The sequence below is a fragment of the Paenibacillus albiflavus genome (assembly GCF_004344915.1).
Taxonomy (GTDB): Bacteria; Bacillota; Bacilli; order Paenibacillales; family NBRC-103111; genus Paenibacillus_AM; species Paenibacillus_AM albiflavus.
In genome coordinates this window covers 20,713-46,839 of record NZ_SKFG01000017.1, presented here as the reverse complement: position 1 = coordinate 46,839, position 26,127 = coordinate 20,713, and the positions used below count along the sequence as shown (strand labels likewise).

The window sequence follows — 26,127 nt, the reverse complement described above, 5'->3', positions numbered from 1 at the left end:
ACGCTGCTGCTCTAGGTAAGGAATAGGTCTTCCTTATAGACTGAATGTGAAATTAATTACTTGGCAAAAGGATCTTTGTTGTCGTATTGGTTTTTATGAACAATGTCCGACACCAGATATTCATAAATGTCATCCACAATTTCAATGCCGTTTTTCTCGTATTCTTCTTGAATCAGATCGTTATTCTGTCCGGGGAACAGCACCTGATTAAAGCCGGGCGCCGGTTTGATACGGTTCAAGTCGTCCATGGTGTTCGAAATATGCTGTTTAAATAGGTCCGGATTAGTAAAGAATGCCGGGTTAATCACAAGATGAAGCTGTCCAAGATTCCGGTATTCGGTCAGATCATGGTACATCGAAGAGACCTTATCCCCGAATGGAAGGCCGAGCAGGATACCTGAAAGCACATCCACCATCATCATCAAACCATATCCCTTGGGACCGGCAATCGGGAGCAGAGCATTTACCTTAAAAGGATCGGTTGTCGGATGGCCTTCTTTATCCACCGCCCATGAATCCGGGATGGACTCATTCTTCGATCTGGCATGAAGAATTTTACCCCAAGCTTGTACCGTCGTCGCCATGTCCAGCGTCATGATACGGTTATCATGGCTAGGAGCGGCAAAAGCAATCGGGTTGGTTCCGTAATAAGGCTCTGAACCGCCGAAAGGAACAACCATTGGATCTGATTGGCACAAAGAAATGCCGATCATGTCGGATTTGGCCGCTTGCCGTACAAAATAAGAAAGGGCTCCGCTGTGTCCGATTCTTCTGACGCCGACAGCTGCTACCCCGTTTTCCTTGGCCATCTTGATGGCCTCATCCATAGCTTGCTTGGCAGCCACATGGCCTACCCCATTGTCCCCATCGAATACCGCTGTGCAGGGACCGGTTTTGTCAAACTTAAACTCTGGATTTATATTTAAACCGCCTTTGGCGATCCGTTCCGCATAGTATTCCACTCTCATGGCCCCATGAGAATGAATCCCTCTGATGTCCGCATGGACCAGAACCTCCGCCACCCCGTCGGCATGTTCTTCCGATAGACCGGCTTTATGCAGTTTTTGCGTAATCAACTCTTTTAACTTCTGTCTGGATATTCTCAATTCCGACACCTCCGTTAAATTCGATTTCAGCACCTGTGTGATCGATTCCCGCTGTAACAAGGAGAACAAAAGAAACGGTTTTACCGTCTTTAAGACGGATGCGTTTCTTAAGGTGATACTTAGAATTTATGAGCTAAAAGATATAAATTCTATATCACTGGTAAAAAGCGGACCGCTTATTACCATCGTCCTCGTCTTTGCGAGTCTAATCCTTAGAGATCTGCATCCCGGTAGCAGTCTTTGGAGTAAACATAAGCGAGTTTCTCTCGGCCGACTGCATAGCAAGCCTGCTGCACATACGGACCCATGAAGATGTAGTCGCCTTTCTTCACCGGGATCCATTCGTTATCCAGGTTGTACATCCCTTCACCGGAAAGCAGGTAAGCTCCGTGCTCCTGCACATGCGTCTCGATGAATGGATGGCATGCGCCGGGATCAAAGGTCAATATATGGAAGTTCATGTCGAAAGCAAGCTCTTTCGGAAGCAGATCCTGAATCCGCATATCCGTCATACCATCATAGTCTTCTTCCGGAATGTTATTTGTGTTGCCGGTAACGACCCATGGTTTCAAGTCTTTTAACGGTTTATACTTTTGCTTGTACAAGAACAGTTTGCTGTCACCGTCTTTCAGATTTTCCAGATACATAGTCATTCCTGGAGGGCAGTACAAGTAGCCGCCGCTTGTCAGCGTATACGACTGGTCATCAGCAGATGCCTTGATTTCGCCTTCCAGCACATAAACGAAGGTTTCGATATGTTCTTGCCCACCAAAACCATCCGTGTTTTTGCCTCCCACGTGCATGGTAACTATATAATCCACAAAGCTTGCTCCAAGCTTCGGAGTCGCCAGAATGGACATGGAGCAGTTGTCAAAACCCGGAACCACATTATTGACCAAACCTTCTGGAGCGATTAATGCATATTTGCCATGTTTAATGATGGAACGGCTAGACAGCAGATCAGTTGCATATCCCATTGTATTTCTCTCCTTTTCTTTTTAAACATTTGTGTAAAATAGATTTAGCTTGTAGCAGGGCGTTTGATCATATTCGTGAAGAATAGGAAAAGCGTACCTACAATAATGATGCCGATAGCAAGGTAGAAGCCTAGGATCTTGCTTCCCGTAGCGTCCGAAATCAATCCCGTTACAAACGGAGCGACTACAGACGACATCATCCCAAAGAAGTTAAACACACCGAACGTTGTGCTGTACCCTTTCTTAGGTGCAATATCTGCCACGTAGGAGATCATAATCGGATCGATGGCCAGTTTACCGAAGAATCCGTACATAAGTAGGAACACAATCAGTAGTTCGTTGCTTTGGATCGTAACCGTCAAATACAGAGTAACGGCCGCAATCGCTTGCAAAATAATAACAACCATAATCTTTTTATTCTTGAACTTGTCGGACAATCGGCTGAACAATAGGGCACCCGGCACAGAAGCAAAGGCAACAAGAGCAGCGGCAAAACCAATAGCGGCCCCTTCGAATCCTCTCTCCATTTGCAGGTAACTTGGCAGCCAGGTCACAATCATGTAGTACCCGTAACAAACGGAGAAGTAAATGACGTAAGCCGAAATCATTCGGATATCGCCAAAAAGCGTTTTCATCGATGCTTTATCATCCGCATTTTTTTCTTTGCTTTCTGTAACAACATCTGCTACTGGTTTTTCCTTAATCACTTTGGCAAATGCAATAACCATGATAATAATTAAGCCCGTTGTGACAAAAAGCAAAGGTCTCCAGTCCCAGCCAAGCCCTTTTACCATGTAGGAGGAACCGATATATCCGATCGCCATACCGATCGCCGACCCGCTGTTGATAATGGCGGTGGAGAAGCCCCGCTTTTCTTTCGGGATTGCGGTGGATGAGATTGAGTAAGCCGGTCCGTAATAGGTACCTTGTCCAAGTCCTGCCAGGAAACTGCCCACAAGCAAGAAAATCAGGGACGGTGCGATCCCGACGGTAAAGACTCCGAAAGCAAAGATCAGGAAGCCAGGAATCAGCATTATTTTTCTTCCGAATTTATCAGCAAGAAAGCCGGAAGGTATCTGCATAGAGGTATAGGCTAGAAAAAACAAGCTGGAGATTAGACCCATGCTGGCATCCGATTCAACGCCAAGCTGTATTTTGATCTCCGGTAAAATCGGGTTCAGAACAGTTCTGTAAATCCAGATGACAGTCCAACCGAGACAAAATAGAATGACGACCTTTTTCCAGTACTCAAGTCCACCTTTTTTAGCTGTTGGGGTTTGTTCGCTCATCTCTTTTCTGCTCCTTATGATGGGATTGGCAAGCTTGTTATGAAGATGTCGCTTAATCTTGATATGCCAGCTTATAGAGGGTGCCGATCAGAGCCTTCACGCCCTCAGCTAAATCATGGGGCTCGGTAAACTCAGCCGGATTGTGGCTGATTCCTTCTCTGCTCGGTACAAAAATCATTGCCGATGGAACAAAAGGAGCAAATATTTGGGCATCATGTCCCGCTCCGCTATGCATTAGCTTATAATTCAGGCCTTTTTCCTTGCACTGCTGTTCAACCACTTCTACCACACGTTTATCCATAGGAACTGGATCCGCATCCATCCACATATCGATCTTCAGTCCTACACCCATTTCTTCCGCAATGGTATTCAGGGAAGCTGTAATCTCTTCTGTAACTTGAACAAGCGCTTCTTTCTCCGTATGGCGGATATCCATGGTGAATAAGGCATAGCCCGGAACCACGTTAACCACATTTGGCTTCACTTCGATTTTGCCCACTGTAGCTACTAACGGATCTCCGTGTTTTTTTGTCCGGTTCATTACGTCACTGATCATAACACTAGCAGCATGAACAGCATCTTTGCGGTAATTCATCGGGGTGGTACCGGCATGGTTGGCTTCTCCCGTCACTTCTATGGTAAATCTGCGCTGACCTACAATGCTGTGGACTACACCTACAGATTTTTTTTCATTTTCCAGAACGCTGCCTTGCTCGATATGGAGTTCTACAAACGTTTTCAAGTCTTTGCGAAGCTCTGTGGATTCCTTACGGAAATCAAAGCCGCAGTCTCTCATCGCGTCTACGAAGGCTATGCCATCAAAGTCTGCAATGTTTTCCACTTCTTCGCGTTTTGCCGTACATACGATATTTTTGGATCCCCAGAATGCGTAAGGGAATCGACTGCCTTCTTCTTCGGCCATGGACACCACCTGTAGATTGCGCAGCGGCTTCCCATATGTTTCTTTTAAGTATTTAACTGCAAGCAAACCGGCAACAATACCGTACTGGCCATCGTACAAACCGCCATTGCCTACTGTATCCACGTGAGAACCGGTCAATACGGTTTCATCTTGATACTTTGTTCCTTGTAGGCCCCCGAACAAGTTGCCCACTTCATCAAAGTGAACGTTGAAGCCTTCTTTGTTCATCCAGTCCTCTATAGATTTCTGAGCCTCCAGCCATTCTTTGGAGTAAAGAAACCGGGAGACGCCTCCTTCAGGATCTTTTCCAAAATATCCGAGCCATTCTAATAGCTGCATGATATCATTGTTTAATTCTTCCATACTTACCGTCCCTTTCTATGATGATGAAAATAATTCGAAAGACGTTTAGCTTCTTGCAACTTTAGTGTAAACGCTTACCAAAGCAGAGTCATTAACAGGAGTGGATAAAAGTCTAACCGATTCTTTATCCACCATGGGTAAAAAAAGACGGGCACAGGGCCCGTCCAGCTCAAATATTTAGTCGTTTCTTTCGCTTTTTACCAAATTTAGAATCTTTAGGCCGACTCTAACCCCTAGCATCTCTTCCGAATCCTCGAAATCCATGCCGGTGATTTCTTTGATTCGTTCCAGTCTGTACATGACCGTTTTGTAATGGACAAAAAGGTCATGAGCTGCTTTTGCTGCATTTTGATTATGCTGCAAAAATACCTCAAGCGTATGCAGCAGATCATTTTTGATGGCATTCTTGCTTTCTACCAGCCTGCTTAAAGAAGCGGGAATGAAAGAGGTTAGTGCGTCAGGATCAGGAAACTGGCATAGCAGCCGGAACAGGCCAAGTTCAGCATAGGCAGTAACCGACTCATTGCCGTAGAGCGTGCCTCCGAGGTCCAGTGCATCTTCGGCCTCCTGGTAGCTTCTCGCAATATCCGTTACGGTTTCCGCAACATTGCCGATGCCGACCTGCACGACAATATCTTTGGCTTTTGTCCGGATATTCTCCTGAATCTCGCGGGCTTTATCCTTAACAGCGTTCAACCAGCCTTTCCCCTTACCTTCCTGCTGGTCAACCGGTAAAAGCAGAATAATCGTATCGCTTCGGCTGCGCATAATACCGTCTGCAAATTGGGAGCGAATAGCTTCGTGCAAATAAGTAAAGGTTTTGCTCTGCAATCTGCGCAAGCTTATAGGTTTGTTCATTTCTTTTTGACTCAGAGAGATGAACTCGTCTTTCACATGAAACAATAACACAGCATACGAACGGTCCAAATCCCAGCCAATCAGATTAGCCCGATGATACACCGTTTCCATCATTTGGCCTTTACCCGCAAGAAGATCGTCAATAATATCATTTATAAATTCACGCTCTACCTCTGCCACGGCAAATTGCTTAACCAGTTCCAGGGACAGAGCGGTAGCGGCATTTTCGATTGCAATAAAGTCCAAATCTTCTATCGGTTTGTAGGCTTCGGTAACGACTAGATGCACTTTAATTCGGTTTACCGTTCGAATGGGTACCACTACCTGCTCGACCAATTTTGTTTCCGGTTCCGTAACCTGTGCCGTCATCCAATAATAAGGAAATTTTGTTTCGACTATTTTAACTCGTTCTACATTCCGTTCCTTTTGTTCTACCGGCGTCGTGTGAAAGGATGTAGGCGTCATACAGACAAAATTTCGGTCATAGAGGGCAACGGGGTTTCCGATCAATTCCTCCAGTGTAGTGATAATAGGTTCCAGACCGGCATCCATTAAGGAAAGCGTTGTGAAGCGATCATGCACATCTTTAAAATATTTAAGCTTCATCACTTGGTTATTAAATAATTCCTGCATTACGGGATAGAGCACATCCACATAAGGGATGTCCTGAGGGATTTGGATAATGGGCAGAGCCGTCTTCTCGCCTGTTTCTATGATGACATCCGGGATCTTTTTGACGAAACGGTGGTTTTTGATCATTAAGGCGCTGACTCCCTTATCAGCTAGACGGGAGACAAATTCCCGCTGTTCCTCCTCTGTATAATTGAGGATCGGATACAGGCTGGTCAGCAGCATCTCTCCACCACTCAACCAATCCGCGATATCGGGAGCTTCCATAATGGTGATGCCTTTAATCACATTCGAGAGGCCTTTTTCGCCCCCGAGTACTTTCGCATTTTGCAGTCTCTCCATTTTCAGCACATGTTCCACTCTAAACTCCATATCTTCAACCCCTTTTATTCGAAAAATAACATTTGGCAGGAAATATATCGTTTCGTGACTTTCAAAGTTCCGTGCCGGCATGAGCCGACTATTGGATCTTGCATTTAAGGACTGTACTATAATCTTACCAATACTGGAGCCGAAAGTCTTCCGCTTGGCTCCTGAAACCAAGCATCACCGCACTGCACTTCATGGATCTCGCCTTCCGTACCAACACCCTGGATATGAACGGATGGATATTTCTCATCGTTATGGACATCAGTAATGACACCTGTGGTTTGAGCGTTCTCCTGCTGTTCTTCGAGTGTTATGGATACAGTTTACATCCACTGAAAAAGTGCTTGCAAATTATTGGTTTTAGGAATAATATTTGATTATGACAAAGAGAGTTGCACGGAGGAAAAAAATAAACCAAAAAATGTATTTTGTGTAGGAGTGATTACTAAATGAAAAATCAAGCTGAGCAAGCAACCGACAATTCAGGGTGGTTGCGACATAGCTCAAATGTTAGTTTAGAGGAAGTTAATAATACCGTTAAAATTCCGAAAAAAGCTGGATTCTGGCGGAAGTTTCTAGCCTTTGCCGGTCCTGGATCGCTAGTAGCCGTAGGTTATGTGGATCCTGGTAACTGGGCAACGTCGATTGCTGGTGGAGCTCGGTTTGGCTACACGCTATTAACTGTAATTCTCATCTCCAATTTAATTGCGATGCTGCTGCAGTCATTGGCTGCGAAATTAGGAATTGTGACAGGCCGCGATTTAGCCCAAGCGACTCGAGATGCAGTTGGCAAAAAAACAGCCTTTTTTCTTTGGATACTAACTGAGATTGCGATTGTTGCAACAGATTTAGCGGAGGTTATCGGATCCGCTATCGCACTTAATTTATTATTTGGAATCCCTTTATTACTCGGTATCTTAATTACTACACTCGATGTACTGCTTCTGCTGCTTTTACAGAAGAAAGGGTTTCGCATTATCGAGTCCATTATTATCGTGTTAATGGCTACGATATTTCTAGTGTTTGTATTTGAACTGATCGTTTCGAAGCCTGAAATAGCGGCGGTATTAGGTGGTTATGTTCCAAGTTTTGAAATTGTGACAAACCCTGAGATGCTGTTTATTTCCTTGGGGATCTTAGGCGCAACCGTAATGCCTCATAATTTATATTTACATTCGTCTATCGTTCAGACTAGACAATACAAACGCAATAGAGAAGGACGCAAAGAAGCTTTAAAATTCTCAATTCTCGATTCAAACGTTTCATTAACGATTGCCTTTATTATCAATTCCTCCATTCTGATACTTGGCGCCGCTGCTTTCCACGGAACCGGTTTGGATGTTTCTGAAATTGAAGCTGCCTACGAACTATTGAGCCCTACTGTAGGTGTAGGTATTGCCAGCACATTGTTTGCCATTGCTTTGCTTGCCTCCGGTCAGAACTCAACGATTACGGGTACGCTAACAGGACAAATCGTGATGGAGGGTTTTATCAATTTAAAAATTTCTCCTTGGCTTCGCCGCATTATTACTCGGTTAATTGCTGTTGTACCTGCATTTATTGTAACGTGGATGGCTGGATCAAGAGGAACTGGGGATTTACTCTTATGGAGCCAAGTGGTACTGAGCCTGCAATTGCCTTTTGCCGTAATTCCACTCGTCTTATTCACAAGTGATAAGAAGAAGATGGGAGAATTCGTGAACCCGCCATGGGTTAAAATATTATCTTGGCTTGCCACTGTTGTCATTCTCGCTTTAAACGTTTTCCTAGTTGGTTACATCATTGTGACGGGTCATGAGCTGGGGTAACATGTGGGCGGTATAATACGAACAAAAAGCACCTGCTCAGGGTGCTTTTTGCTTATTCATTTGATGCTACAAGTAGATTTTGCATACCGAAGCTGCGCCAAAAATCGCACCTACGATAAAGTAATGATGCCAATTGCTCTTGCCAAACAGAACTTGTCCGTTTAGCCAACGAGAAATGATGCATATAGTGAAACAGCCAATAAACCATATGAAGTTTATCGGCTTGTTCAATTGATAAACAGCAGCTGCAAGGAGTGAACTATGGCTGATCATAAAAAAATAGATAGATAGTTGAGCAGAAAAAGATCTTTTACTATGATGAGAAGTAACAGATCCTTTATGAAGAAGAGCAATAGAGCCGATCAAGCTGATTACACTATAAAAAATTAGAATACTGGAAAAAATCATAAATTGAGCCTCCTATAATTAGTTTAAAGTCATTAAACAATACGGGGTAAACCCCACGTCAACTAATGATTTGCAATTCCGAAGATCACCACTTCAATGAATGGGAAAGGAAATGGATCAAATGCGAATAGGTGAGTTTATTTGTAAGGCAGGTGCAACGAAGGATACGATCAGGCATTATGAGGACTTGGGCTTAATCCAGTCCAAACAAGCGAATGGTACAAGGAGATACACCGACAAACATCTGGAGGATTATGAGGTTATTCAGGAGTTGAAAGGTTATGGTCTTAAGTTGAAGGATATTCAGCTCATTTTTGCAATGAAGAATAATTATGGCTGTGGGAACTCAGAACTAATAAAGGAAGCCCATGATTCTCTAAAACTTCAGCTGGACGTTCTGAGCAAAGAGGAAGAGGAGCTTCGCAATAGGAGAATAAAGCTTGAAGAATTGGTTCGAAGTATGCATGAGCTACATAACTAGCTGTACTTGTCTATGGATCGCTCTATTTAAATGCAGTTGACCCAAAATTCTCATTTTTGTTCACTGCAACAACCCGAGGTGATATAATTGCTGAATTAGTGAGATTATGTAAGGAATAATCTCGTCATTTAACCATTTTATAACAGGAAGAAGGGTTACTTTGTCACGCCTCGTTTATGTTGCGCTTTTAATGCTCAGTCTCATTTGGGGTGGTTCATTCTATTTTATCAAAATGCTGCTCCATGACTTCGGACCGTGGACAATCGTTTTCCTCCGATCTTCTTGCGGTTTAGCGGTTGTCGTATTGATTATGCTCGTGTTCAAAAAGCCGTTTGGATGGCGAACCATTCCTTGGATTCCAATGGTTATCATGGCGCTGATCAATACAGCGATCCCATGGTCGATCATAGGGTTTAGTGAGACGCGATTGAGCAGCAGTATGGCGTCGATTTTGAACGCGACTACACCCATATGGACGGTCGTGATCGGCATCTTGTTTTTTAGGCAAGTATCCAACAGGAACCAATGGCTTGGGTTAGCAATTGCCACTATAGGCATGATTGTCCTACTCGGCATTACACCAGGATCGGTCACATCAGTAGACCTGTTGGGATTTGTATGTATGCTTTCAGCGGCATGCTGTTACGGATTCGGATCACAGCTGTCCAAGCGTCTTCTCTCTAAATATTCGATGTATCAGATTACATTCGGCACTTTACTAACCAGCTCGGTATCGAGCGCAATCATTGCATTTACGATGGAGCCGATCTCATTCTCGCATCTTGTTGCGCCAAACAATTTACCGATGATCGTGGGATTAGGCGTATTCGGATCAGGCTTTGCTTACATTCTTTATTATTTTATCGTTCAAAAAGGAAGCCCCGAGTTTGCGTCCATGGTCACTTATCTGGTACCTTCTACTGCTCTAATCTGGGGGTATGCCCTTTTAAACGAAAAAATCGAATGGAACATGATAATAGGATTATTGATCGTTCTGGCAGGCGTATTCCTCGCAAGCAAAAAAATAAGGCCTCAACAAGAGGCCCATTCATTGAAAATTAGATAATTAAGCTGTTATATAAAATACGAATTCCTGGCCATTCTTAACAGGCTCTTGAGCAAGAGTATACCCGTGTTTAATCACTTCTTCAGGCACGTTTCGAAAAGCTGCCGGGCAGTCTGCGATAACTTGTAGCAGCTGTCCTTTTTTCATATCCCTTAATGTTTCCAATGTGTAAATCACCGGATATGGGCAAGATTCTCCTCTAAGATCTAGCGTGTAATCAATTGACATTCGTGTATTCCCCTTTCTTAAATCCAACTCCGAAGCGGTAGTTTTTCTGCCAGTAGACCGCAATTGCAAATCCTATTCCTAACATAACAAGTGTAACAAGCAGCGCAGCATAAGGTCCCATAAGCGGGATCAGATTTATTTTGGAGCCACTCTTCACCAGAAGGTTAAAGACACCGAGATGATCCCAAGCATAGGCAAGGCCAGTAGCGCCCATGATGTTGCCGATAAATACGGGTAAAAAGACAATCTGTCCTTCCATCAGCCGATACATCATACCTGTCTCACAGCCGCCAGCCAGCACGATTCCGAAACCGAACAGCGCTCCACCGACAAAAGTACTCGGAGCGGCGATTTTGGTGATAGGTTCTAATCCATAAATGATGAGGATCACAAGTGTCGCAACTGAACTGATGGCCATGCCAATAATAATGGCTTTCGTCATAGTAGCCCGGCCGCTGATCCACAAATCTCGGAATGCGGACGTAAAACAAATTTGCCCTCTTTCAATCAGAATACCAAAGGCAGCCCCGAATATAGCAGCTACGCCGAGCATCTTTTGGCCTGAGATGAAAAAGTAAATGATAAGGCCCGCATAACATAGTGCCAGGATGGCACCGACATAAGGTTGTATCTTCTTCGTTTTTTTAGTCAGCGTCGCAATATTTCCTTTTTGTAGGACGGGCTTGCCTTTCCACCACCTCGTATTCACCACTTTAACACCCACATAAGTACCTACTGCGGTAGCAGCCATAAAGATCCAGGAATGGAGTGAAAATTGCGGAACACCTGTGAAAAAAGCAGCCAGATTACATCCTAATGCCAACCGTGCGCCGAAGCCTGCGATGAGTCCGCCAATAAATCCTTGCAGCAAACGACGTTTTTGTTTAGGAACTCTGATTTTAAAATTATTGCTAAAAAGAACCATCATCAAGGCGCCTATAAACATGCCCCAGACGATCCAGCCATCCGTTCTGGTAAGTGTAGTTCCGTTCATATGGACCAAGTCATAATAAGCCCAATCAGAAATATCCACGCCGAAGAGCTGTAGAATATGGCCCCCAAGACGGGTGAATTCGCCTGTTACCGCCCATACGGTCTCGGTAATCCCAAAATATAAAGCACTTAGAATACCGGCAATCCCCATTACAATATAAGGGCTCCAGTACTTATTAAATAGTTTGTCTAGCATGCGATTCATCTTTTAACCCCTTTAATTTTTGCATAATAAAATAGATTTTGGTATGCGCCTACTCACAACTTATGTTAATTTTCATACTTTATGTAAATAAGCCATCCTCCATTTTACTACAATCGTGATTAGATGTGGGGATTATTTTTTGATGTATGAGGCAATGCAAATAGAGGAAATGACCTATTATCGGATCACTTCCTCTTTATTATATATTGACATATTATTTATATATCAACTTATAGTTAACATGGTTATGGAGCTCATAAGTTTCATGATTCCATTGTGCATTTAGCAAATGAACAGCCTCTACGCCTAACTGTTCTTCATTTTGCTGAATAGATGTAAAAATCGGAGCTACACCTTGTTCCTGAGGCGAATTAAAGCATACAACCTCGCATTCTGCCCAATCATTTCTTCGTCTCTGCAGCTCTTGCTGCAAGTTAATTCCCAGTTGATATTCACTAACCACGAAAGCCTTCACATTCGGATGCTGATCTATGAAATCGCCTAAGATCAATTGATCCTCTACAACATACGCAGGATGTACAACCTGCCCTCTTTGAACAATTGCATTCGTATAACCTTGAAACTGCGCTTCATAAGTTGAGTTGTTCTCTATTGATGTTGTAATGAAAGCAATGTCTAAATACCCTTTATCAAATAGATAATCCGTTAAATCATAAGCCGCATGTTTATGGTCAGTCCCAATAGTACAAGCCGCTATCCCTTTGAAAGATTGATTCAATAAGACGATTGGAAAGCCATCCAGTACGAGTCGAACCAATTCTCCATTGTAATGCGCTCCGCATGCTGGAAGCACAATTAAACCATCCACACCGAATTTTATCCAATCGCGGATCGCAGTCTCCTCCACATCCTGCTTATTGCCTGTTAGCTTGATCAATAATTGACAATTCATCTTAGCGCATTGCTGCTCAATCGCTCGGAATAAACGAAGTCCGAACGAATCGCTGAGATCAGGCAGCAGCAGTCCAATCACCTTAGATCTAGCCTCAATATCGCCGATCGTATCTTTTGGACGCTCACTCTGCGGCATGTGATCCCTACCTGCATCTACGTTAGTGACATAAGAACCTTTACCGCGTATCCGCTCTATGTATCCTGATTGAGCAAGCATCTCCATTGCCTTCTTCGTCGTTATCCGACTAACTTTATACTCATCGGCTAACTCCTTTTCTGAAGGTACCCTGTCTCCAGGCTTTAATTTGGAAGTTCGAATATCGTAAATCAATCGATTATATATTTTTTCATATAACGTTTCTTGCATTTAAGCACCTCTAGATATGTTGATATATAAAATATATCATTATTACATTTTCGTATCAAGAGAACGCTAAATTCGATGAAATTGGCCAAAATAACGATGGAAAATGGGTTTTAATAGGGTGAAAAAGAGGGAGAAAGCAGTCATATTTTGTAAATCTATATCTCTGCGTGGTATATTATGGTAATATTAATGAATGCTAGGTATTTTGTTATAATTATGAATATTCCAAACAAATGAAATAGATATCTCGAGTCTATCATAAGTACTCTCTACTCCCTATGCTAGATACAGAGGGCATTAGAAGGAGTAAGAAGGTCATAATTAGATCATGAACAGCCACATTAAAACCCGAAAAATAGACACTTTATTTTAAAGTATCAATCTTTCGGGTCATAGTTCGATCCATCAACTACTTATCCACATGTTGATAAGTATTAGGATTAAGATTTCCACATATCAATTGATAAGAGATAGGTTATGTTATTAAATATCATCAACTTTCTTTCTTACCTTCCGTCGAATTTTAAAGCCGAAACTATTGGTATGTACCTCATTTTTTGCCAGCAGTTTATATGCGTCAAGCAGGTTTGAAGTTCGTACTATAATGTAGATACCAATTGCAATCGCTCCTATACAGAGTGGGTAGTAAGGAACTAGAAAATCTGAAGTAATATACTTTCTATTTATTCCAAGAGCTATGAGTCCCGCAACAAATAAACACATACCTACTAAATTAATAACTCTATGTTTTTTTTCCAAATTTTCATATCTTATAGTCAACTCGTTAAGATATTTTTCATCAAAAAGCAAAGATTCTGTCTTTAGTACTTTATATTGATCTTCCTCTAAAAATGATACTGTCACAAACATTCCTATCCCGATTGTTGCAAAAATGATAGTTGGAATCATATACATCGCTGGATCTTGTTTAAATATGAAATAAGGGATAGTAGATAAAGCAATCAAGAAAAATCCTAATGCCATATACTTCGAAATTTTATGTGCAGACATCAAATATCCCTCTGCCATTTCTTTGTTCACATAATACCCGGCCTCTTTATCATTGCTAGGCTCGACAGTATCCTTTAACAAGTAGTCCATAGAGACCCCAAATATATTTCCAAGCATAATAAGTTTTTCAGTTTCAGGATACCCTTGGCCATTTTCCCATTTGCTTATGGCTTGTCTTGAAGTGTGCAATTTTTCGGCTAAAGCCTCTTGGGAAAGCCCTTTTTCTTTTCTCAATTTATAAAGTTTCTCACCAAATGTCACTTGCTATGAACTCCTTTCATTTATTGCTACTTTAGAATTCCTTGTTTTTGTATATATTTACTTTCAACAATTCGTTTATTATCTCACATTTATTCCTGACTGACATGCCAGTCTCCATTTCTTATTTCTGATTATTATTTTTTTTATGTTGTGATACGCCATATATAATGGCAATAATGATGAATCCTATAAAAACGAATATATTTGTTGTTGGCTCACTAATTCTCGGTATGGAGTCCTGGAAAACCTTTAAAAGAACTAATACTCCTACGGCAAAAATAATTCCAATAATCGATACTTGTTTCATCATTTCTTTCCTCCCTGTGTAGTTTTTGAATATTAATTTAATGTTACCTCTTTGTATGTCTATATCTTAGAAAAACACCGTTCTTGGTTCTACCATGTGGGAGTTGCACTTTGTCAACTTAAGGTTGCAATCGTGTTATACAGTGTATTTTGCATAAGATTTACCCATCTTCTCTCTAAATATAAAAAACAGCAGAGCCTATACCCTGCTGTTTCTCTATTCTAATCGTTACTTGTAATTGGTTCACCAGATCTTTCCGTCTCCACTGAAATAATTGTAGTTGCATACTTAACAGATTCACTATCATGCGAAGTGTATATGACGATCTTATCCTTAGCCATAGTGAGCATTGTTTTAAAAATGTCATCAGATGAGGCCTGATCGATACTGCTGGTGCTTTCATCTAATATGTATACATCTGCATCCTTTAGCAGCATTCTCGCAATGGCAATCCTTTGTTTTTCGCCGCCTGATAGATTTGCTCCGTTTTCCATGAGTAGCGTTTCCCAGCTTTTGGATTGAAGTATGGGGGCTAATATCCTGGATTGTTCTATGTATGCCTTCTCCTCTTCCGTTAACAGCCTGCCAAATCCAATATTCTCTTGCAAGCTTCTAGATAAGATTGTCGCATGTTGGGATAGATAAGCAATTCTAGATCGGAGCGAATGGTTACTAATCATTTCAATTGGGGTGTTATTGATATGGATTCCATGACTATGTCGGAATTTGAGCAAAAGCTTCAGTAAGGATGATTTGCCTGAACCTGAAGGGCCACGAAGGTAAACAACCTCTCCTTTAGAAAGTTGTTTTCGAACGAAAAACCTAAAATTCAACTCACCTAATTTAAACGCTGGATTATCAAATGAAATGGATTCAATTGTGTTAAGTTGCTGTGGACCATCATCTTCTTTATTGTGATCTAACTCATTCTTAACGAAGTCAAGACTAGTTTCTAACGTTTTGAAGCTTAAATTAACTTCTGTTAACTTTCTTAAAGAGTTAAAGAACAATGGGAGCGCAATACCAATAATGACGATTGTGCTAATAGGTAGCCACTGCTGTGTGATTGAATAGGTTATTTCCAAGTATATGAGCGTCTGAACGAGTTGATTTATAAAATCAATGATTGAGCTTGATCCCTGAGCAAATTTATTCGTATTAGCTAAAGTCCGATACATCTTACCTAAACTTGGCACTACAATGTTCTCTAATGTACGATAATCCGAAAATTGTTTGATATTATCAACATTAGACAAAGTTGAAACAAGATCCTTGTTAGCAATGGCACTTTTGGATTGCATAGCTTCCATCTTTTGTTTTAGCCTTTTATTGATAAACCGAAAGCCAAAGTAGTTAACGGGTATTAGAAGCAGTAATACCACGAAGATTACCCAATGAACTGAAAAAGCTAAGAAGAGAGAAACGGCAATAATAAATGTAGCTTGGGTTATCCCTTCCAAACTAGAAAGCATGAATAAATACAATGAATCTACTGCAGTGACTATTCTGTTAATTAAATAGGTAGGTTCAAGTTTGCTGTATGCGTCATACTTCATTTCAAACATTTTTCTGAGTAGCGATGATATATGCTCTGTATTAAATTTGGCCGCATAGTTTTGTCTGTATATTAATAAAGCAAATTGTAGTGCAAAAGAAACAAACATTGCCGTAATAACGATCCCGAATATATTTTTACTCATTCCTGTTGTTTGATTGGTTACAGCCTGAATAATGATGGGAGTAATCGTCGCAGTCACTGAAGTTAATATGACTAACACCAGGGTTATAAGCACAAATTTTTTGTTCTTCAAAATTAAATCTTTCATAAATCTTCCCCCCATTTACATTATCCAAAGATAAATTTCCCTATTTTTCAATATAAAGGGGGTAATAATGAAAAACAAGATGGAAAAATAAGAAGGTTTAAACCCCTGACTTCTGGCGCACCGGGTATAGCATCGTAAAGTTGAATGTTTTGATGTCCGTATAGGGGATTGTGAGAGCGTTCAACGGTTCTAGCGGTACCGTCTCCATCCCAAGTACTCCTTCACTCCGATCGAGCTCATAATCGGACGACTGCTCCGCCCACGCGAACATCGCATCATATACTTGCCACATATGTGCCTCATCCCCGTACACGCGTGCGCTCGCACAGAGCCCTCCACGTACCTCCAGAGTCTCAATGCCATCCGGTACATCTCCGAACTCGCGAACCGCCAGTCCAACCCAGAGTGTATCTACTTGCTTGCTCCATTGGTCCTGCGGAATGAATACATATGCTGAAGGCCCATCAGTAAGCCGCGCATCCTTAAGGGAGATCTTTTCTATAAGCGTACTCCACGCAACTCGCGTCCCGCTCCTATCAGGTGTCATCCCCGTCCGTACCGCCAAAACCTTGAAAGGTGCCAATTCAACTAACTCAATCGCGACTTGTTTTTGTTCATTCATTGTTTTTCCTCCAATTATCATTTTTAGTGCTTTTGGAGCCCTAACCGGGCGATAGCCTTCCGTTAGTTCTTTACTTATTGGTATTTGGCTCATAGTCTATCCTCCAGTTTTGTTTTCGTAGATTGATGGGTACGCAACACATCACGGTAACTGACCACTCAACGTCCGTTTCCGCCAATCCTCCACGATCCACACCAGCATCTGGTGGTATGTAGTGGGCATACCAGGATCGCTCTCTATCTGCCTCGTAATCAGGAGACGTAGCGAGCCAGCGATAAATCCACTCGAGAACACCCGATATTGAACCGTAGCCACAGCGGAACCCGATGTCGATCGTTTGGAGTTCGGTATGACGCAGGAGATATGCCGCCTCACTTATTCTTCGTTTTCGTATGTACTCTTTGATTGGGTAGCCTGTCATAGCATAAAACATGCGATAAAAATTAGGCACCGACATAGCAGCGGCCTCGGCAACCCGTTCCAACTCAATTGACTCTTCAAGGTGTTCCTCTATATAATCAATCGCACGTTGAACAATTTCGACAGTATGCATCACAGCCCCCTTTTAATCTTATAGCGTTGCATAGAATGTTCCTTATCTCTGAACTTATCATAGCAAATTGTTCCTATCATGAAGTGTATTTTTTTATCAAATTCAAATCTTTTGATAAACAAAAAATAGAGGTTATCAGCTCATATAATGAACTAACCATCCTCTATTTGTGCATAGACATAATATATTAATATCTTCGAACACAAAAAAACAGCAGAGCCGAAGCCCTGCTGTTTCTCTATTTAAGCTATAACCTACTCCGTAGTGTACGGAAGAAGTGCTACTTGACGTGAACGCTTGATTGCGATTGTAAGAGCACGTTGGTATTTAGCGGAAGTTCCAGTTACACGACGTGGTAAAATTTTACCGCGCTCGGAAATGAACTTTTTAAGCGTTTCGATATCTTTATAATCGATGTGCTTGATCTTGTTAACAGTAAAGTAACAAACTTTACGGCGCTTGCCTTTACCGCCACGACGTGGAGCAAATTTGCGCTCGCCGCGATCTTCGCCACCATTGTTTCTTTTTTCAAAAGCCATGTGGTTTCATTCCTTTCTACTCTAGAATGGCAAATCATCATCGGAAATATCAATTGGTTTTCCGTCATCAAAGAATGGGTCTTGTTGCTGCATACCGCCAGAACGATTGCCAGCCTGTCCACCAGATCCTCCAGTAGAACCGCCACCACTGTTACCACCACCGCCAGAGTAAGACTCTTCACGGTTAGCCGAATTCGCTGATTCCAGGAATCGCACGTTATCCGCAATAACTTCTGTCACATAAACTTTGCGACCTTCGTTATTATCGTAACTACGCACTTGAATACGACCTTCAACGGCTGCTAGACGACCTTTGCGCAAGTAATTGGCACAAGTCTCAGCAAGCTGTCTCCACGTTACGACTGGGATAAAATCCGCCTCGCGTTCGCGTGTTTGTTGGTTAGTGAATGGACGATCTACAGCGAGAGTAAACTGAGTAACAGCTACACCAGCTGGTGTATACCGAAGTTCAGGATCTCTTGTTAGTCTGCCGATCAAAATGACTCGATTTAGCATCTTACACCCTCCTGACGATTCTTACTTACACACTTAAATGAATTAAGCTTCTACTTTAGTGATGAGATAACGAATGATTTCATCAGAAATCTTCATTACACGATCCATTTCAGCAACAACTTCTGGAGTTGCTGTGAAGTTGACTAGGACATAATGTCCGTCACGGAACTTGTTGATCTCATACGCTAGACGGCGCTTACCCATTACATCATGCTTCGTAATTTCGCCACCATTGTTCGTGATGATGCCTTGGAACTTCTCTACAGTAGATTGAACAGCTTCTTGTTCAATGTCTGTACGAATGATGTACATCACTTCGTATTTGCGCATGTATTTCACCTCCTTTTGGACTAAACGGCTCCTATGAAGGAGCAAGGAGCGAGCATATCAATTAGTAAACTCGCACCTAAATACTATATCAAAGATCATATCTCTTTACAAGTGGAGGAATTTATCTTTTCATGCAAAGTAAAGTTCTGGACAAAGCTGGCACGATTTTCGTCACATGATAATCCCCTGTCGCGGTAATACTTGTATTACCACAAGCGATTTCAGCCATTTACATTCATAAGGAAAAGGAGCTGTCAACTAATGGGTGAAAAAACAGAATTCTCGCAAGGCGATACCGCCCCAAATGATGGAACATATATCGAAATAGGTGAAAATGATTTTCATATGGGGATTAACGATCCCTTAATGATTGATCTCAAGCAAGGGCAGAAGTTCCCTGAGAACAAGAACCATAATCGGAAATGGAAACGATTCAATCAATAAATGTAAGCAGTCGACCAAAAGAGGAGCTTCGCTTGAAGACTCCTCTTCTAACTATCTTTTTCTATTTAACCAATTTGATTGATTTATCTTCTGTAGACACGATTAGAATTACATCATTGTCTGCAAAAACATTTGAAACCTGATCTGTTATGGCTAAATGAAGATTTCCTGACTTGTCCAAGACTTTAACGCCATAGTCTTCTCCCGCTGCAAGCTTGCATATTAATTTGTCATTCACTAATTGAACGCTTTCTAAAGACTCTTTTAATACAATCGTGTCTTCTTTAGATGGCTCTGCCTTGTAAAGATTCAATTGTCCCATTGTATTTCCCACAGTGTAGTATACATTGCCGTCTATTTCATCATACCAATTTGAAACTTTGTTATCCGATATCTTTTGCTCATTTGTACCATCCATGTCTGATGAATATAAGTACAGATCTGCATCCTTCAGATAGTAAAGCTTGTTGTTCAAAACTTTGAAATTGCTTACTTCAGCATTTATGATTTTCTCAGTTTCATTAGTCTTTACATTTATTTTGTAAACTTTATTTAAATCTTCTTTGTCAGCAGAAATGGATGATCCCAGTACATAAACATCGTCTCCGATTATCGTAGTGGAATTATTGGTACTTAAACTTGAACTCGTTCCGTTAACTGATTTGTGCCAGCCGTATATAAGTTTTGGATTTCCTATAGCTTTACCATTGGTAGCCTGTTGCCCTGCTGGTACGAGTATAAGATTGTTACCACTTGGAGGTACAGATTGATTTATGATTAAGGTACCATTAGACGTATTTTTGAAATCAAGATATCCTTGATGCTCTATTGTAGCAATGCCTTTATCGTTTATCCTGCCATACTCATCAGAGCCCATTGTAGCTCCACCAAGATGATAAGAAAACCAAAGCTCTTTATCTCTTATTTCAAATTTCAAATTCTTATTAAGGCCGTATTTGGAATCCACTTCATAAGAATATACCAATTCCTTGTTTGACGTGTTATTTACAGGTACTTTGTATACTTGGTTCGTGCCCCCTGCTGTTTCTGTAAAGTAATAATACCCTTTATACACAGCAACATCATTGTCACCTGCAGATTTAGGAAGATTCACTTTTACGACCTGTACGTTATTAGAAGTTATACTGAGTCCTTCCGAGTCATCCCACGCATATTCCCATTCAAATTTATCATGTGCAAATTTCCATGTTAGAGGGAAATAAATGACATCTTTATAATTTAAAAGAGGGTAATCTTCTTTTGAATTATCTACTGTCTCTCCATTTATTGTAATCTTAAAGGTAGGTATCGTTGCCTTGAAGCTGCTCAAATTTTTGTGATTTGTTGTGTTAGGTACATAGGATGATGTCACGTTCCCTTTAACAATTTCAAGTCCATCATTTTGTGTCCATTTCGTTTGCAATCCCAAAAGTCTGGAATCGTACCATGTCATTGGGAAATAGGTTATGCCCTTATAAACTAATAGAGGATATTCTCGATATTGATTTTCAACCTTATTTCCATTTAGCTTAAGGGCAAACGCTGGCAATGTAACTTTTACATTTGTCTCCGCAGCGCTACTTTGCTTTGGAGGCAATATCAAATTCAAACTAAGAGTAAACAAAACGGCACATAAAACGATCTTCTTTCTCACAGAAATCAACTCCACCTTTCTCTGTTTTTGATAATAATTTAACGAAATAATCAATTAATTTGTTTCAACTGCGATATAAATTTGTTTAATCCACTTTTTATCGATTGTTTTCTGCACAAGAAGAAACGGTTTCACCGTCATTAAGGACGGATACGTTTCTTAAGGTATTACCTAGAATTTAGGACACAAATGTTATAAATTCTATAATACTAATAAAAAAGCCTTCAATACGATTAATTATCGCATGAAGACTTCGCTTATGTTACGTTGATATAACGCGGTTTGATATGTATGGCGGAGAGGGTGGGATTCGAACCCACGCACGGCATACACCGCCTAGCTGATTTCGAGTCAGCCCCCTTGGGCCTCTTGGGTACCTCTCCATATTCTTGTGCAAACTAGAATAAGTTTACAACAAGAAATAGTTTATCATAAATTAACAGTTGTGACAACCTAGGAATAACAAATTATCTTCCGATTAAATAGCTTAAAGGCAAGTACAATTCATTAGCAGCTATTACAGCTATGATAATAACAAAAATAATAACAATCGCATATAACGCCGTTCCGATAATACCTGTTACCATACCTGCAGTAGCCATACCTTTGCCCGCTTCACCTGTACGTTTAATCTCGTCATTAGCTAGCTTAGCAAATACGATGGCAATGATTCCGATGATAAATCCTGCGTATGGAATAACTAAGCTTAGAATACCCAGTACAAGCGCCGCTACTGCCTTACCGTTCGTCCTAGGCGGTGCTGACGGCGGCATTTGTCTCATACCTTGATAATTGTTCTGATAGTTTCCTTGATAATTGTCGTTCTGGTCCAAATGTTAACAACTCCTTAATCTTCCATATTAATAAACTACGTATAAGTTTACATGACTAAAACAGATAATTCAAAACATTTTTTGTCGTAAATACGCTTAATTCTCTTCCTCCGCTCCCTGCCCCTTATCCGAAGCAGACCGCAGCACTTTCTTAAGCTTGCTCTCGAACTTGGCACGCGGTACGAGTACAGAGTGCTTACAACCCACACATTTGATTCGAATATCCATCCCCATACGTATGATCTCCATTTCATTCGTGCCGCAAGGATGAGGCTTTTTCATGAGGACAATATCGCCAAGCTCATATTGTTTACGCTCCATTGTGATTCACCCGACTTTTTTCAGTATGATATATACAACTTAAGTTAAGGAAATTTCATGATGATCAAATTCCTTCTTAATTTCTGCAAGCATGACTCTGGTCACTTCTGTCTGTCTATTCGGCAAGCATTCCACTGTCGTTCTCATCACAACCGCTGAGCTGTCCAATGTTTGAATACCTAGTACTTTAGGCTCGGATACGATTAGCTCACTTTCATTATACATTCTCATTGCCAATTCATTAAGTACTTTTAATGCGCAATCTAAATTCGCTCCATAGTCTATTGATACATCAACCACTGCTACTGAGTTATAGACGGAAAAGTTTGTTACCTGTGCAATGGTTCCGTTTGGTATAATCTGAACTTCCCCTGTTGAACTTTTGACACGAGTTACACGCAATCCAATTTGCTCAACGGTGCCTTTAAAGGCACCGATCTGAATAACATCACCAACTGCGAATTGATCCTCAAAAATAATAAAAAATCCGGTTATAACATCCTTCACTAAACTCTGCGCTCCAAAACCAATGGCAAGTCCGAGTACCCCTGCTCCCGCAATAATCGGTCCAAGATTAATGCCAAATTGACTGAGTATTAATAGAATAGCAATGAAGTTAACCGTATAGGAAATACAATTATGTATGAGTTTGCTGATCGTCGTTCCTCTTCTGGTATCAAATTGAATCTTCGAGCGATCTCTAACCTTCATGACCTTATCAATCGCTTTATCGGCAACCGTTATAACAACCCTTGCTAAAATATAAATAAGTATGATTCTGAAGCCATGCCCGATAATATCTAATTCTGCTGTATAGTCTACAAATTTTGCCCAGTAAGTTTCAAGTAAATTCATTCTAGATGTCCTCCTTGCCAAATCCGCTTAATTCTTAGATACGTGAATAACTTTCCCCTTGCTTCCTATAGATCCCACGAATTTCTACGTGCTCCGAAACAATAATTTGCTGGACAGCATCTAGATCCGTGCCACTGAATTCAATAGACAACGCACAGCCCGCTGTTATCGTTTTGGGAGTTGGGCACATATCTATTTCCAGACCTGCATATTCCAGTAGCATCTCCGCTCTAAGCGCTTGTTGGGTTGAATCAAAGGCAATCAGCATCATTTCCACAAAGATGATCCTCCGCTACGTATATTCTCTCACTTAATTCCGTATACTAGTAAAAATTGTTAGTCTAGTATCGTTTATCATTTCTCATATCGGAGGGATCACATGTTCGCCTCTTCCCCCATTAAGCTGCTTTATACCGATGAGCATACGACGAGTAAACTCTCAACCTATTTAATAACCTTGCTGAATATGGTCGGTACTCGGCCGATTGTTATTTGCTGTGTAGGTACAGATCGATCTACTGGTGATTCACTTGGCCCCTTAGTTGGAAGTCAACTTTCTAAAAATAGCCCAAAGAATTTTTATGTTTATGGTACGTTAGATGAACCTGTACATGCAATGAACTTGAACGATAAAATTAGTGAAATTCATGGTCGCTTCCATAATCCATTTATTATTGCTGTGGATGCTTCCCTCGGCCAAATGAGTTCAATCGGACATATTCAAGTCGGTGACGGTCCTCTGAAGCCAGGCAGCGGTGTGAATAAAGAACTGCCGCCTGTTGGTAACATCCACATTACAGGTATCGTGAATGTATCTGGTTTCATGGAATATTTTGTTCTGCAAAATACGCGTCTTAGCATCGTTATGAATATGGCTGAGGTGATTTCCACTTCCATCTTCCATTCGATGCAATCTTTGCATCTTTTGCGAACTACCCATGCTGCGGGCAATGAAATTTAGAATAAATGACTAAGCCTGCTGTAGTGTATGTGCGATTGCTTCTTTCTCTTCAGGCGATAAAGTATAGGTTGATACACCCTTCTGAATCGGCTTGGCGTAAATATAATTTTGGTCACGTCCATAAATACTCGTAAGAACGACTCCATCCGCCATATCATCCAAAATTGCAATAGAGAAGCTTAGATCGTTGTTCCCCATTTCTCCAAACGCACTATAACGATGGATATAAACCTTTGACTTCATTGTCTTCATTGTTGTTTGAATTTGTTGTATTTCACGATCCATTTGTTTGCCAAAATCACCTTGTTCATTCAATCTAGCTTGAATGCCGATCAGCAGTTCTTCTATATTGACTTCACTCGGTCCATTGAGCAGGGCTTTGTAAGCCTTCTTCACACGTGACAGCTTAACAAACAATACGATGACTAAAATAAATAAAATAGCAACGAATAAAGTTACAACCACTAATCCTGGTAATACCCACTCTTCCATCTGATCCTTCATCCTCTCACATCTTCACTACATTTCTTCTTGGTATTATAGAATTTATAACATTCGTGTCATAAATTCTAAGTAATACCTTAAGAAACACACCCGTCTTTAAGGACGGTGAAACCGTTTCTTCTGGTTGTATATAAATTCGGTACACTTCTATGGGTACAGAAGAATTCGTACATCTATGCGTAATTAGCCGCAATATCCTTAACTGCATCAATCAAAGCATCGATATCTTCAATTGTTGTATAGAAACCAACTGAAGCTCGAACTGCCCCTTGTTCTAATGTACCTATGGATTCATGACTGAGTGGTGTGCAATGATATCCCGAACGTACTGCAATTTCAAATGACTGGTCCAAAATAAAGGCAATTTCCGAGGAATCCACATTCTTCACATTGAACGCAACAATTCCTGTCTTAGCTTGTCCAATTTTAGGTCCTAACACATGTATTCCCTCAATTAAACCTAAGCCTTCCATTAATCGCTGTGTTAATGCCCATTCTTTCTTATAAATCTCCTCTACTGTCTGCTCCAGCACGAATTTAATGCCAGCGCTAAGCCCTGCTAAGCCTACCGTATTATGTGTCCCTGCTTCATAACGATCAGGTCGTACACGCGGCTGATCAATCTCCTCTGACTGACTGCCCGTACCGCCATATAATAGCGGTTCTAGTTCAAGCTCTGGGTGGATATACAATCCACCTGTACCCTGCGGCCCCATGAGCCCCTTGTGGCCGGGAAAAGCCAACATGTCGATCCCCATCTGATCGACATGGATCGGCAGGATGCCTGCGCTCTGCGCCGCATCCACGAGCAACCGCACGCCCTTGCTGCGGCAAAGGGCGCCTATCCCCGGCACGTCTACGATCGTGCCGAGCAGGTTCGAGCTGTGTGCGACGACACACAGCGTGGTCTCAGGGCGGATGGCCGCCGTGACATCCGCCACCTGAATGTTCCCGTGCGTATCCGCGGGAACATAGGTGACTGAAACGTTCCGTGTACGTTTCAGATGCTCTAACGGCCTTCGTACGGAATTATGCTCGATCATGGTACATACCACATGATCGCCTTCTCGTACGAAGCCATTGATGGCTAAATTCAGCGACATCGTCGTATTCATCGTAAATGCGATATCGTTTGGGTTGCGCACTCCAAATAGCTTCGCAGCATTCTTCCGAGCATCAAACACCACTCGACTCGTCTTGAGAGACATACTATGACTTCCACGACCTGGTCCCGCTGTACTTTCGTTCATGCTATTCATCATCGCTTCCATCACGCTAGGCGGCTTAGGCCAAGAAGAAGCAGCATTATCTAAGTATCTCACTTCTCTTCCTCCCCCCTTTGCGTATTATAGAATTTATAACATTCGTGTCATAAATTCTAAGTAACACCTTAAGAAACGCACCCGCCTTTAAGAACGGTGTAACCGTTTCTTCTGGTCATTTAGCTTTTTTCTAGCATTCACCATTTCTAGCCGCTCGCATTCATCATGCAATTGATTCATGCTGCTCATTAAAGATGGCATACCTGAATCAGTTCTGATCGAAACGATATTGACTTATCCAGTCAATCCTTGGTTTCTTGAGAGAACAATCGGGTATGCCATT

The 26,127-nt window shown here is 41.5% G+C and carries 29 protein-coding genes and 1 tRNA gene; 5 read left to right on the top strand and 25 right to left on the bottom strand.

All coding sequences use genetic code 11. From position 1 onward, the window contains the following. Positions 1-56: 56 nt before the first annotated feature. From allD to E0485_RS16440, 5 genes are all read right to left on the bottom strand, one after another. On the bottom strand, positions 57-1,106 hold the full coding sequence (gene allD, locus E0485_RS16460) for an ureidoglycolate dehydrogenase (protein ID WP_132419152.1): 1,050 nt from the start codon (positions 1,104-1,106) through the stop codon (positions 57-59). Between the two features lie 212 nt (positions 1,107-1,318). Continuing rightward, the gene (allE, locus tag E0485_RS16455) at positions 1,319-2,083 is read right to left on the bottom strand and encodes a (S)-ureidoglycine aminohydrolase (protein WP_132419151.1); all 765 of its coding nucleotides are present in this window, start codon (positions 2,081-2,083) and stop codon (positions 1,319-1,321) included. Between the two features lie 44 nt (positions 2,084-2,127). After that, complete coding sequence (locus E0485_RS16450; RefSeq protein ID WP_132419149.1) at positions 2,128-3,372, bottom strand: MFS transporter; 1,245 nt, start codon at positions 3,370-3,372, stop codon at positions 2,128-2,130. A gap of 52 nt (positions 3,373-3,424) precedes the next feature. Beyond that, positions 3,425-4,657: an allantoate deiminase gene (gene allC / locus E0485_RS16445; RefSeq protein ID WP_132419147.1), complete on the bottom strand. Its 1,233-nt coding sequence runs from the start codon at positions 4,655-4,657 to the stop codon at positions 3,425-3,427. 177 nt (positions 4,658-4,834) lie between these two features. After that, complete coding sequence (locus E0485_RS16440; protein WP_235857604.1) at positions 4,835-6,517, bottom strand: PucR family transcriptional regulator; 1,683 nt, start codon at positions 6,515-6,517, stop codon at positions 4,835-4,837. A gap of 446 nt (positions 6,518-6,963) precedes the next feature. Between E0485_RS16440 and E0485_RS16435 the strand changes: the two genes are divergently transcribed. Next, on the top strand, positions 6,964-8,322 hold the full coding sequence (locus E0485_RS16435) for an Nramp family divalent metal transporter (protein ID WP_132419145.1): 1,359 nt from the start codon (positions 6,964-6,966) through the stop codon (positions 8,320-8,322). Between the two features lie 66 nt (positions 8,323-8,388). On the opposite strand, the gene E0485_RS16430 is transcribed toward E0485_RS16435, so the two are convergent. Further along, the gene (locus tag E0485_RS16430; RefSeq protein ID WP_132419144.1) at positions 8,389-8,730 is read right to left on the bottom strand and encodes a hypothetical protein; all 342 of its coding nucleotides are present in this window, start codon (positions 8,728-8,730) and stop codon (positions 8,389-8,391) included. Positions 8,731-8,842: 112 nt separating this feature from the next. Here E0485_RS16430 and E0485_RS16425 point away from each other — a divergent pair, with 112 nt between their 5' ends. Further along, positions 8,843-9,211, top strand: a complete 369-nt coding sequence (locus tag E0485_RS16425; RefSeq protein ID WP_165921210.1) for a MerR family transcriptional regulator — start codon at positions 8,843-8,845, stop codon at positions 9,209-9,211. A gap of 160 nt (positions 9,212-9,371) precedes the next feature. Beyond that, positions 9,372-10,277, top strand: coding sequence for a DMT family transporter (locus E0485_RS16420; RefSeq protein ID WP_132419142.1), 906 nt, complete (start codon positions 9,372-9,374; stop codon positions 10,275-10,277). On the opposite strand, the gene yedF is transcribed toward E0485_RS16420, so the two are convergent. The 11 genes from yedF to rpsF all read right to left on the bottom strand — a co-directional run bounded on the left by yedF (position 10,278) and on the right by rpsF (position 18,950). Continuing rightward, a complete protein-coding gene (gene yedF / locus E0485_RS16415) occupies positions 10,278-10,505 on the bottom strand; it encodes a sulfurtransferase-like selenium metabolism protein YedF (protein ID WP_132419141.1) in 228 nt (75 codons plus the stop codon). Then, positions 10,495-11,703, bottom strand: a complete 1,209-nt coding sequence (gene yedE / locus E0485_RS16410; RefSeq protein WP_132419140.1) for a selenium metabolism membrane protein YedE/FdhT — start codon at positions 11,701-11,703, stop codon at positions 10,495-10,497. Before yedE ends, yedF begins: the two co-directional genes overlap by 11 nt. A 214-nt stretch (positions 11,704-11,917) precedes the next feature. After that, the gene (locus E0485_RS16405; protein WP_132419139.1) at positions 11,918-12,985 is read right to left on the bottom strand and encodes a GntR family transcriptional regulator; all 1,068 of its coding nucleotides are present in this window, start codon (positions 12,983-12,985) and stop codon (positions 11,918-11,920) included. A gap of 483 nt (positions 12,986-13,468) precedes the next feature. Further along, the gene (locus tag E0485_RS16400) at positions 13,469-14,257 is read right to left on the bottom strand and encodes a helix-turn-helix domain-containing protein (protein WP_132419138.1); all 789 of its coding nucleotides are present in this window, start codon (positions 14,255-14,257) and stop codon (positions 13,469-13,471) included. 121 nt (positions 14,258-14,378) lie between these two features. Beyond that, entirely contained in the window at positions 14,379-14,567 is a 189-nt protein-coding gene (locus tag E0485_RS16395; RefSeq protein WP_132419137.1) for a hypothetical protein, read from the bottom strand. A 218-nt stretch (positions 14,568-14,785) separates the two neighbouring features. Then, positions 14,786-16,390 carry an ATP-binding cassette domain-containing protein gene (locus E0485_RS16390; protein ID WP_165921209.1) on the bottom strand — a complete coding sequence of 535 codons (1,605 nt, stop codon included), beginning with the start codon at positions 16,388-16,390 and terminating at the stop codon, positions 14,786-14,788. Between the two features lie 97 nt (positions 16,391-16,487). Then, positions 16,488-17,012 (bottom strand): GyrI-like domain-containing protein, encoded by a 525-nt coding sequence (locus E0485_RS25340; protein ID WP_207910999.1) that lies wholly within the window; start codon positions 17,010-17,012, stop codon positions 16,488-16,490. Between the two features lie 70 nt (positions 17,013-17,082). Next, a complete protein-coding gene (locus E0485_RS16380; protein ID WP_132419135.1) occupies positions 17,083-17,565 on the bottom strand; it encodes a helix-turn-helix domain-containing protein in 483 nt (160 codons plus the stop codon). 254 nt (positions 17,566-17,819) lie between these two features. Next, positions 17,820-18,104 carry a 30S ribosomal protein S18 gene (gene rpsR / locus E0485_RS16375; protein ID WP_132419134.1) on the bottom strand — a complete coding sequence of 95 codons (285 nt, stop codon included), beginning with the start codon at positions 18,102-18,104 and terminating at the stop codon, positions 17,820-17,822. A gap of 21 nt (positions 18,105-18,125) precedes the next feature. Next, on the bottom strand, positions 18,126-18,620 hold the full coding sequence (ssb, locus tag E0485_RS16370) for a single-stranded DNA-binding protein (RefSeq protein ID WP_132419133.1): 495 nt from the start codon (positions 18,618-18,620) through the stop codon (positions 18,126-18,128). Between the two features lie 42 nt (positions 18,621-18,662). Then, positions 18,663-18,950, bottom strand: coding sequence for a 30S ribosomal protein S6 (gene rpsF / locus E0485_RS16365; protein ID WP_132419132.1), 288 nt, complete (start codon positions 18,948-18,950; stop codon positions 18,663-18,665). 261 nt (positions 18,951-19,211) lie between these two features. On the opposite strand from rpsF, the gene E0485_RS16360 reads away from it, so the two are divergent. After that, positions 19,212-19,394, top strand: a complete 183-nt coding sequence (locus E0485_RS16360) for a YjzC family protein (protein WP_132419131.1) — start codon at positions 19,212-19,214, stop codon at positions 19,392-19,394. Between the two features lie 61 nt (positions 19,395-19,455). Here the strand turns inward: E0485_RS16360 and E0485_RS16355 are convergent, their stop codons facing one another. The 6 genes from E0485_RS16355 to E0485_RS16330 all read right to left on the bottom strand — a co-directional run bounded on the left by E0485_RS16355 (position 19,456) and on the right by E0485_RS16330 (position 23,325). Then, on the bottom strand, positions 19,456-21,048 hold the full coding sequence (locus E0485_RS16355; protein ID WP_132419130.1) for a DUF5050 domain-containing protein: 1,593 nt from the start codon (positions 21,046-21,048) through the stop codon (positions 19,456-19,458). A 292-nt stretch (positions 21,049-21,340) separates the two neighbouring features. Then, positions 21,341-21,431 (bottom strand) — tRNA-Ser (locus E0485_RS16350). Between the two features lie 84 nt (positions 21,432-21,515). Further along, positions 21,516-21,830: a DUF4190 domain-containing protein gene (locus E0485_RS16345; RefSeq protein ID WP_132419208.1), complete on the bottom strand. Its 315-nt coding sequence runs from the start codon at positions 21,828-21,830 to the stop codon at positions 21,516-21,518. A gap of 147 nt (positions 21,831-21,977) precedes the next feature. Next, positions 21,978-22,202 (bottom strand): DUF951 domain-containing protein, encoded by a 225-nt coding sequence (locus tag E0485_RS16340; protein WP_132419129.1) that lies wholly within the window; start codon positions 22,200-22,202, stop codon positions 21,978-21,980. Positions 22,203-22,241: 39 nt separating this feature from the next. Continuing rightward, the gene (locus E0485_RS16335) at positions 22,242-23,057 is read right to left on the bottom strand and encodes a mechanosensitive ion channel family protein (protein WP_132419128.1); all 816 of its coding nucleotides are present in this window, start codon (positions 23,055-23,057) and stop codon (positions 22,242-22,244) included. A gap of 34 nt (positions 23,058-23,091) precedes the next feature. Beyond that, entirely contained in the window at positions 23,092-23,325 is a 234-nt protein-coding gene (locus E0485_RS16330) for a DUF3343 domain-containing protein (protein WP_132419207.1), read from the bottom strand. A gap of 111 nt (positions 23,326-23,436) precedes the next feature. On the opposite strand from E0485_RS16330, the gene yyaC reads away from it, so the two are divergent. Continuing rightward, positions 23,437-24,018 carry a spore protease YyaC gene (gene yyaC, locus E0485_RS16325; RefSeq protein WP_132419127.1) on the top strand — a complete coding sequence of 194 codons (582 nt, stop codon included), beginning with the start codon at positions 23,437-23,439 and terminating at the stop codon, positions 24,016-24,018. Between the two features lie 9 nt (positions 24,019-24,027). On the opposite strand, the gene E0485_RS16320 is transcribed toward yyaC, so the two are convergent. Beyond that, a complete protein-coding gene (locus tag E0485_RS16320; RefSeq protein WP_235857602.1) occupies positions 24,028-24,510 on the bottom strand; it encodes a DUF4446 family protein in 483 nt (160 codons plus the stop codon). 185 nt (positions 24,511-24,695) lie between these two features. Then, positions 24,696-25,844: an aminotransferase class V-fold PLP-dependent enzyme gene (locus E0485_RS16315; protein WP_132419125.1), complete on the bottom strand. Its 1,149-nt coding sequence runs from the start codon at positions 25,842-25,844 to the stop codon at positions 24,696-24,698. Between the last annotated feature and the right edge of the window lie 283 nt (positions 25,845-26,127).

Bases quoted from the DNA above. Each gene is read 5' to 3' on its own strand.
- rpsR (WP_132419134.1), bottom strand. From the start codon at position 18,104: ATGGCTTTTGAAAAAAGAAACAATGGTGGCGAAGATCGCGGCGAGCGC.
- allE (WP_132419151.1), bottom strand. From the start codon at position 2,083: ATGGGATATGCAACTGATCTGCTGTCTAGCCGTTCCATCATTAAACAT.
- yedE (WP_132419140.1), bottom strand. From the start codon at position 11,703: ATGAATCGCATGCTAGACAAACTATTTAATAAGTACTGGAGCCCTTAT.
- E0485_RS16360 (WP_132419131.1), top strand. From the start codon at position 19,212: ATGGGTGAAAAAACAGAATTCTCGCAAGGCGATACCGCCCCAAATGAT.
- E0485_RS16320 (WP_235857602.1), bottom strand. From the start codon at position 24,510: ATGGAAGAGTGGGTATTACCAGGATTAGTGGTTGTAACTTTATTCGTT.
- E0485_RS16440 (WP_235857604.1), bottom strand. From the start codon at position 6,517: ATGGAGTTTAGAGTGGAACATGTGCTGAAAATGGAGAGACTGCAAAAT.
- yedF (WP_132419141.1), bottom strand. From the start codon at position 10,505: ATGTCAATTGATTACACGCTAGATCTTAGAGGAGAATCTTGCCCATAT.
- E0485_RS16330 (WP_132419207.1), bottom strand. From the start codon at position 23,325: ATGCTGATTGCCTTTGATTCAACCCAACAAGCGCTTAGAGCGGAGATG.
- E0485_RS16390 (WP_165921209.1), bottom strand. From the start codon at position 16,390: ATGAAAGATTTAATTTTGAAGAACAAAAAATTTGTGCTTATAACCCTG.
- E0485_RS16430 (WP_132419144.1), bottom strand. From the start codon at position 8,730: ATGATTTTTTCCAGTATTCTAATTTTTTATAGTGTAATCAGCTTGATC.
- ssb (WP_132419133.1), bottom strand. From the start codon at position 18,620: ATGCTAAATCGAGTCATTTTGATCGGCAGACTAACAAGAGATCCTGAA.
- allC (WP_132419147.1), bottom strand. From the start codon at position 4,657: ATGGAAGAATTAAACAATGATATCATGCAGCTATTAGAATGGCTCGGA.
- yyaC (WP_132419127.1), top strand. From the start codon at position 23,437: ATGTTCGCCTCTTCCCCCATTAAGCTGCTTTATACCGATGAGCATACG.
- rpsF (WP_132419132.1), bottom strand. From the start codon at position 18,950: ATGCGCAAATACGAAGTGATGTACATCATTCGTACAGACATTGAACAA.
- E0485_RS16395 (WP_132419137.1), bottom strand. From the start codon at position 14,567: ATGATGAAACAAGTATCGATTATTGGAATTATTTTTGCCGTAGGAGTA.
- E0485_RS16345 (WP_132419208.1), bottom strand. From the start codon at position 21,830: ATGAGACAAATGCCGCCGTCAGCACCGCCTAGGACGAACGGTAAGGCA.
- E0485_RS16425 (WP_165921210.1), top strand. From the start codon at position 8,843: ATGGATCAAATGCGAATAGGTGAGTTTATTTGTAAGGCAGGTGCAACG.
- E0485_RS16335 (WP_132419128.1), bottom strand. From the start codon at position 23,057: ATGAATTTACTTGAAACTTACTGGGCAAAATTTGTAGACTATACAGCA.
- E0485_RS16450 (WP_132419149.1), bottom strand. From the start codon at position 3,372: ATGAGCGAACAAACCCCAACAGCTAAAAAAGGTGGACTTGAGTACTGG.
- E0485_RS16435 (WP_132419145.1), top strand. From the start codon at position 6,964: ATGAAAAATCAAGCTGAGCAAGCAACCGACAATTCAGGGTGGTTGCGA.
- E0485_RS16340 (WP_132419129.1), bottom strand. From the start codon at position 22,202: ATGGAGCGTAAACAATATGAGCTTGGCGATATTGTCCTCATGAAAAAG.
- E0485_RS16405 (WP_132419139.1), bottom strand. From the start codon at position 12,985: ATGCAAGAAACGTTATATGAAAAAATATATAATCGATTGATTTACGAT.
- E0485_RS25340 (WP_207910999.1), bottom strand. From the start codon at position 17,012: ATGAATGAACAAAAACAAGTCGCGATTGAGTTAGTTGAATTGGCACCT.
- E0485_RS16380 (WP_132419135.1), bottom strand. From the start codon at position 17,565: ATGCATACTGTCGAAATTGTTCAACGTGCGATTGATTATATAGAGGAA.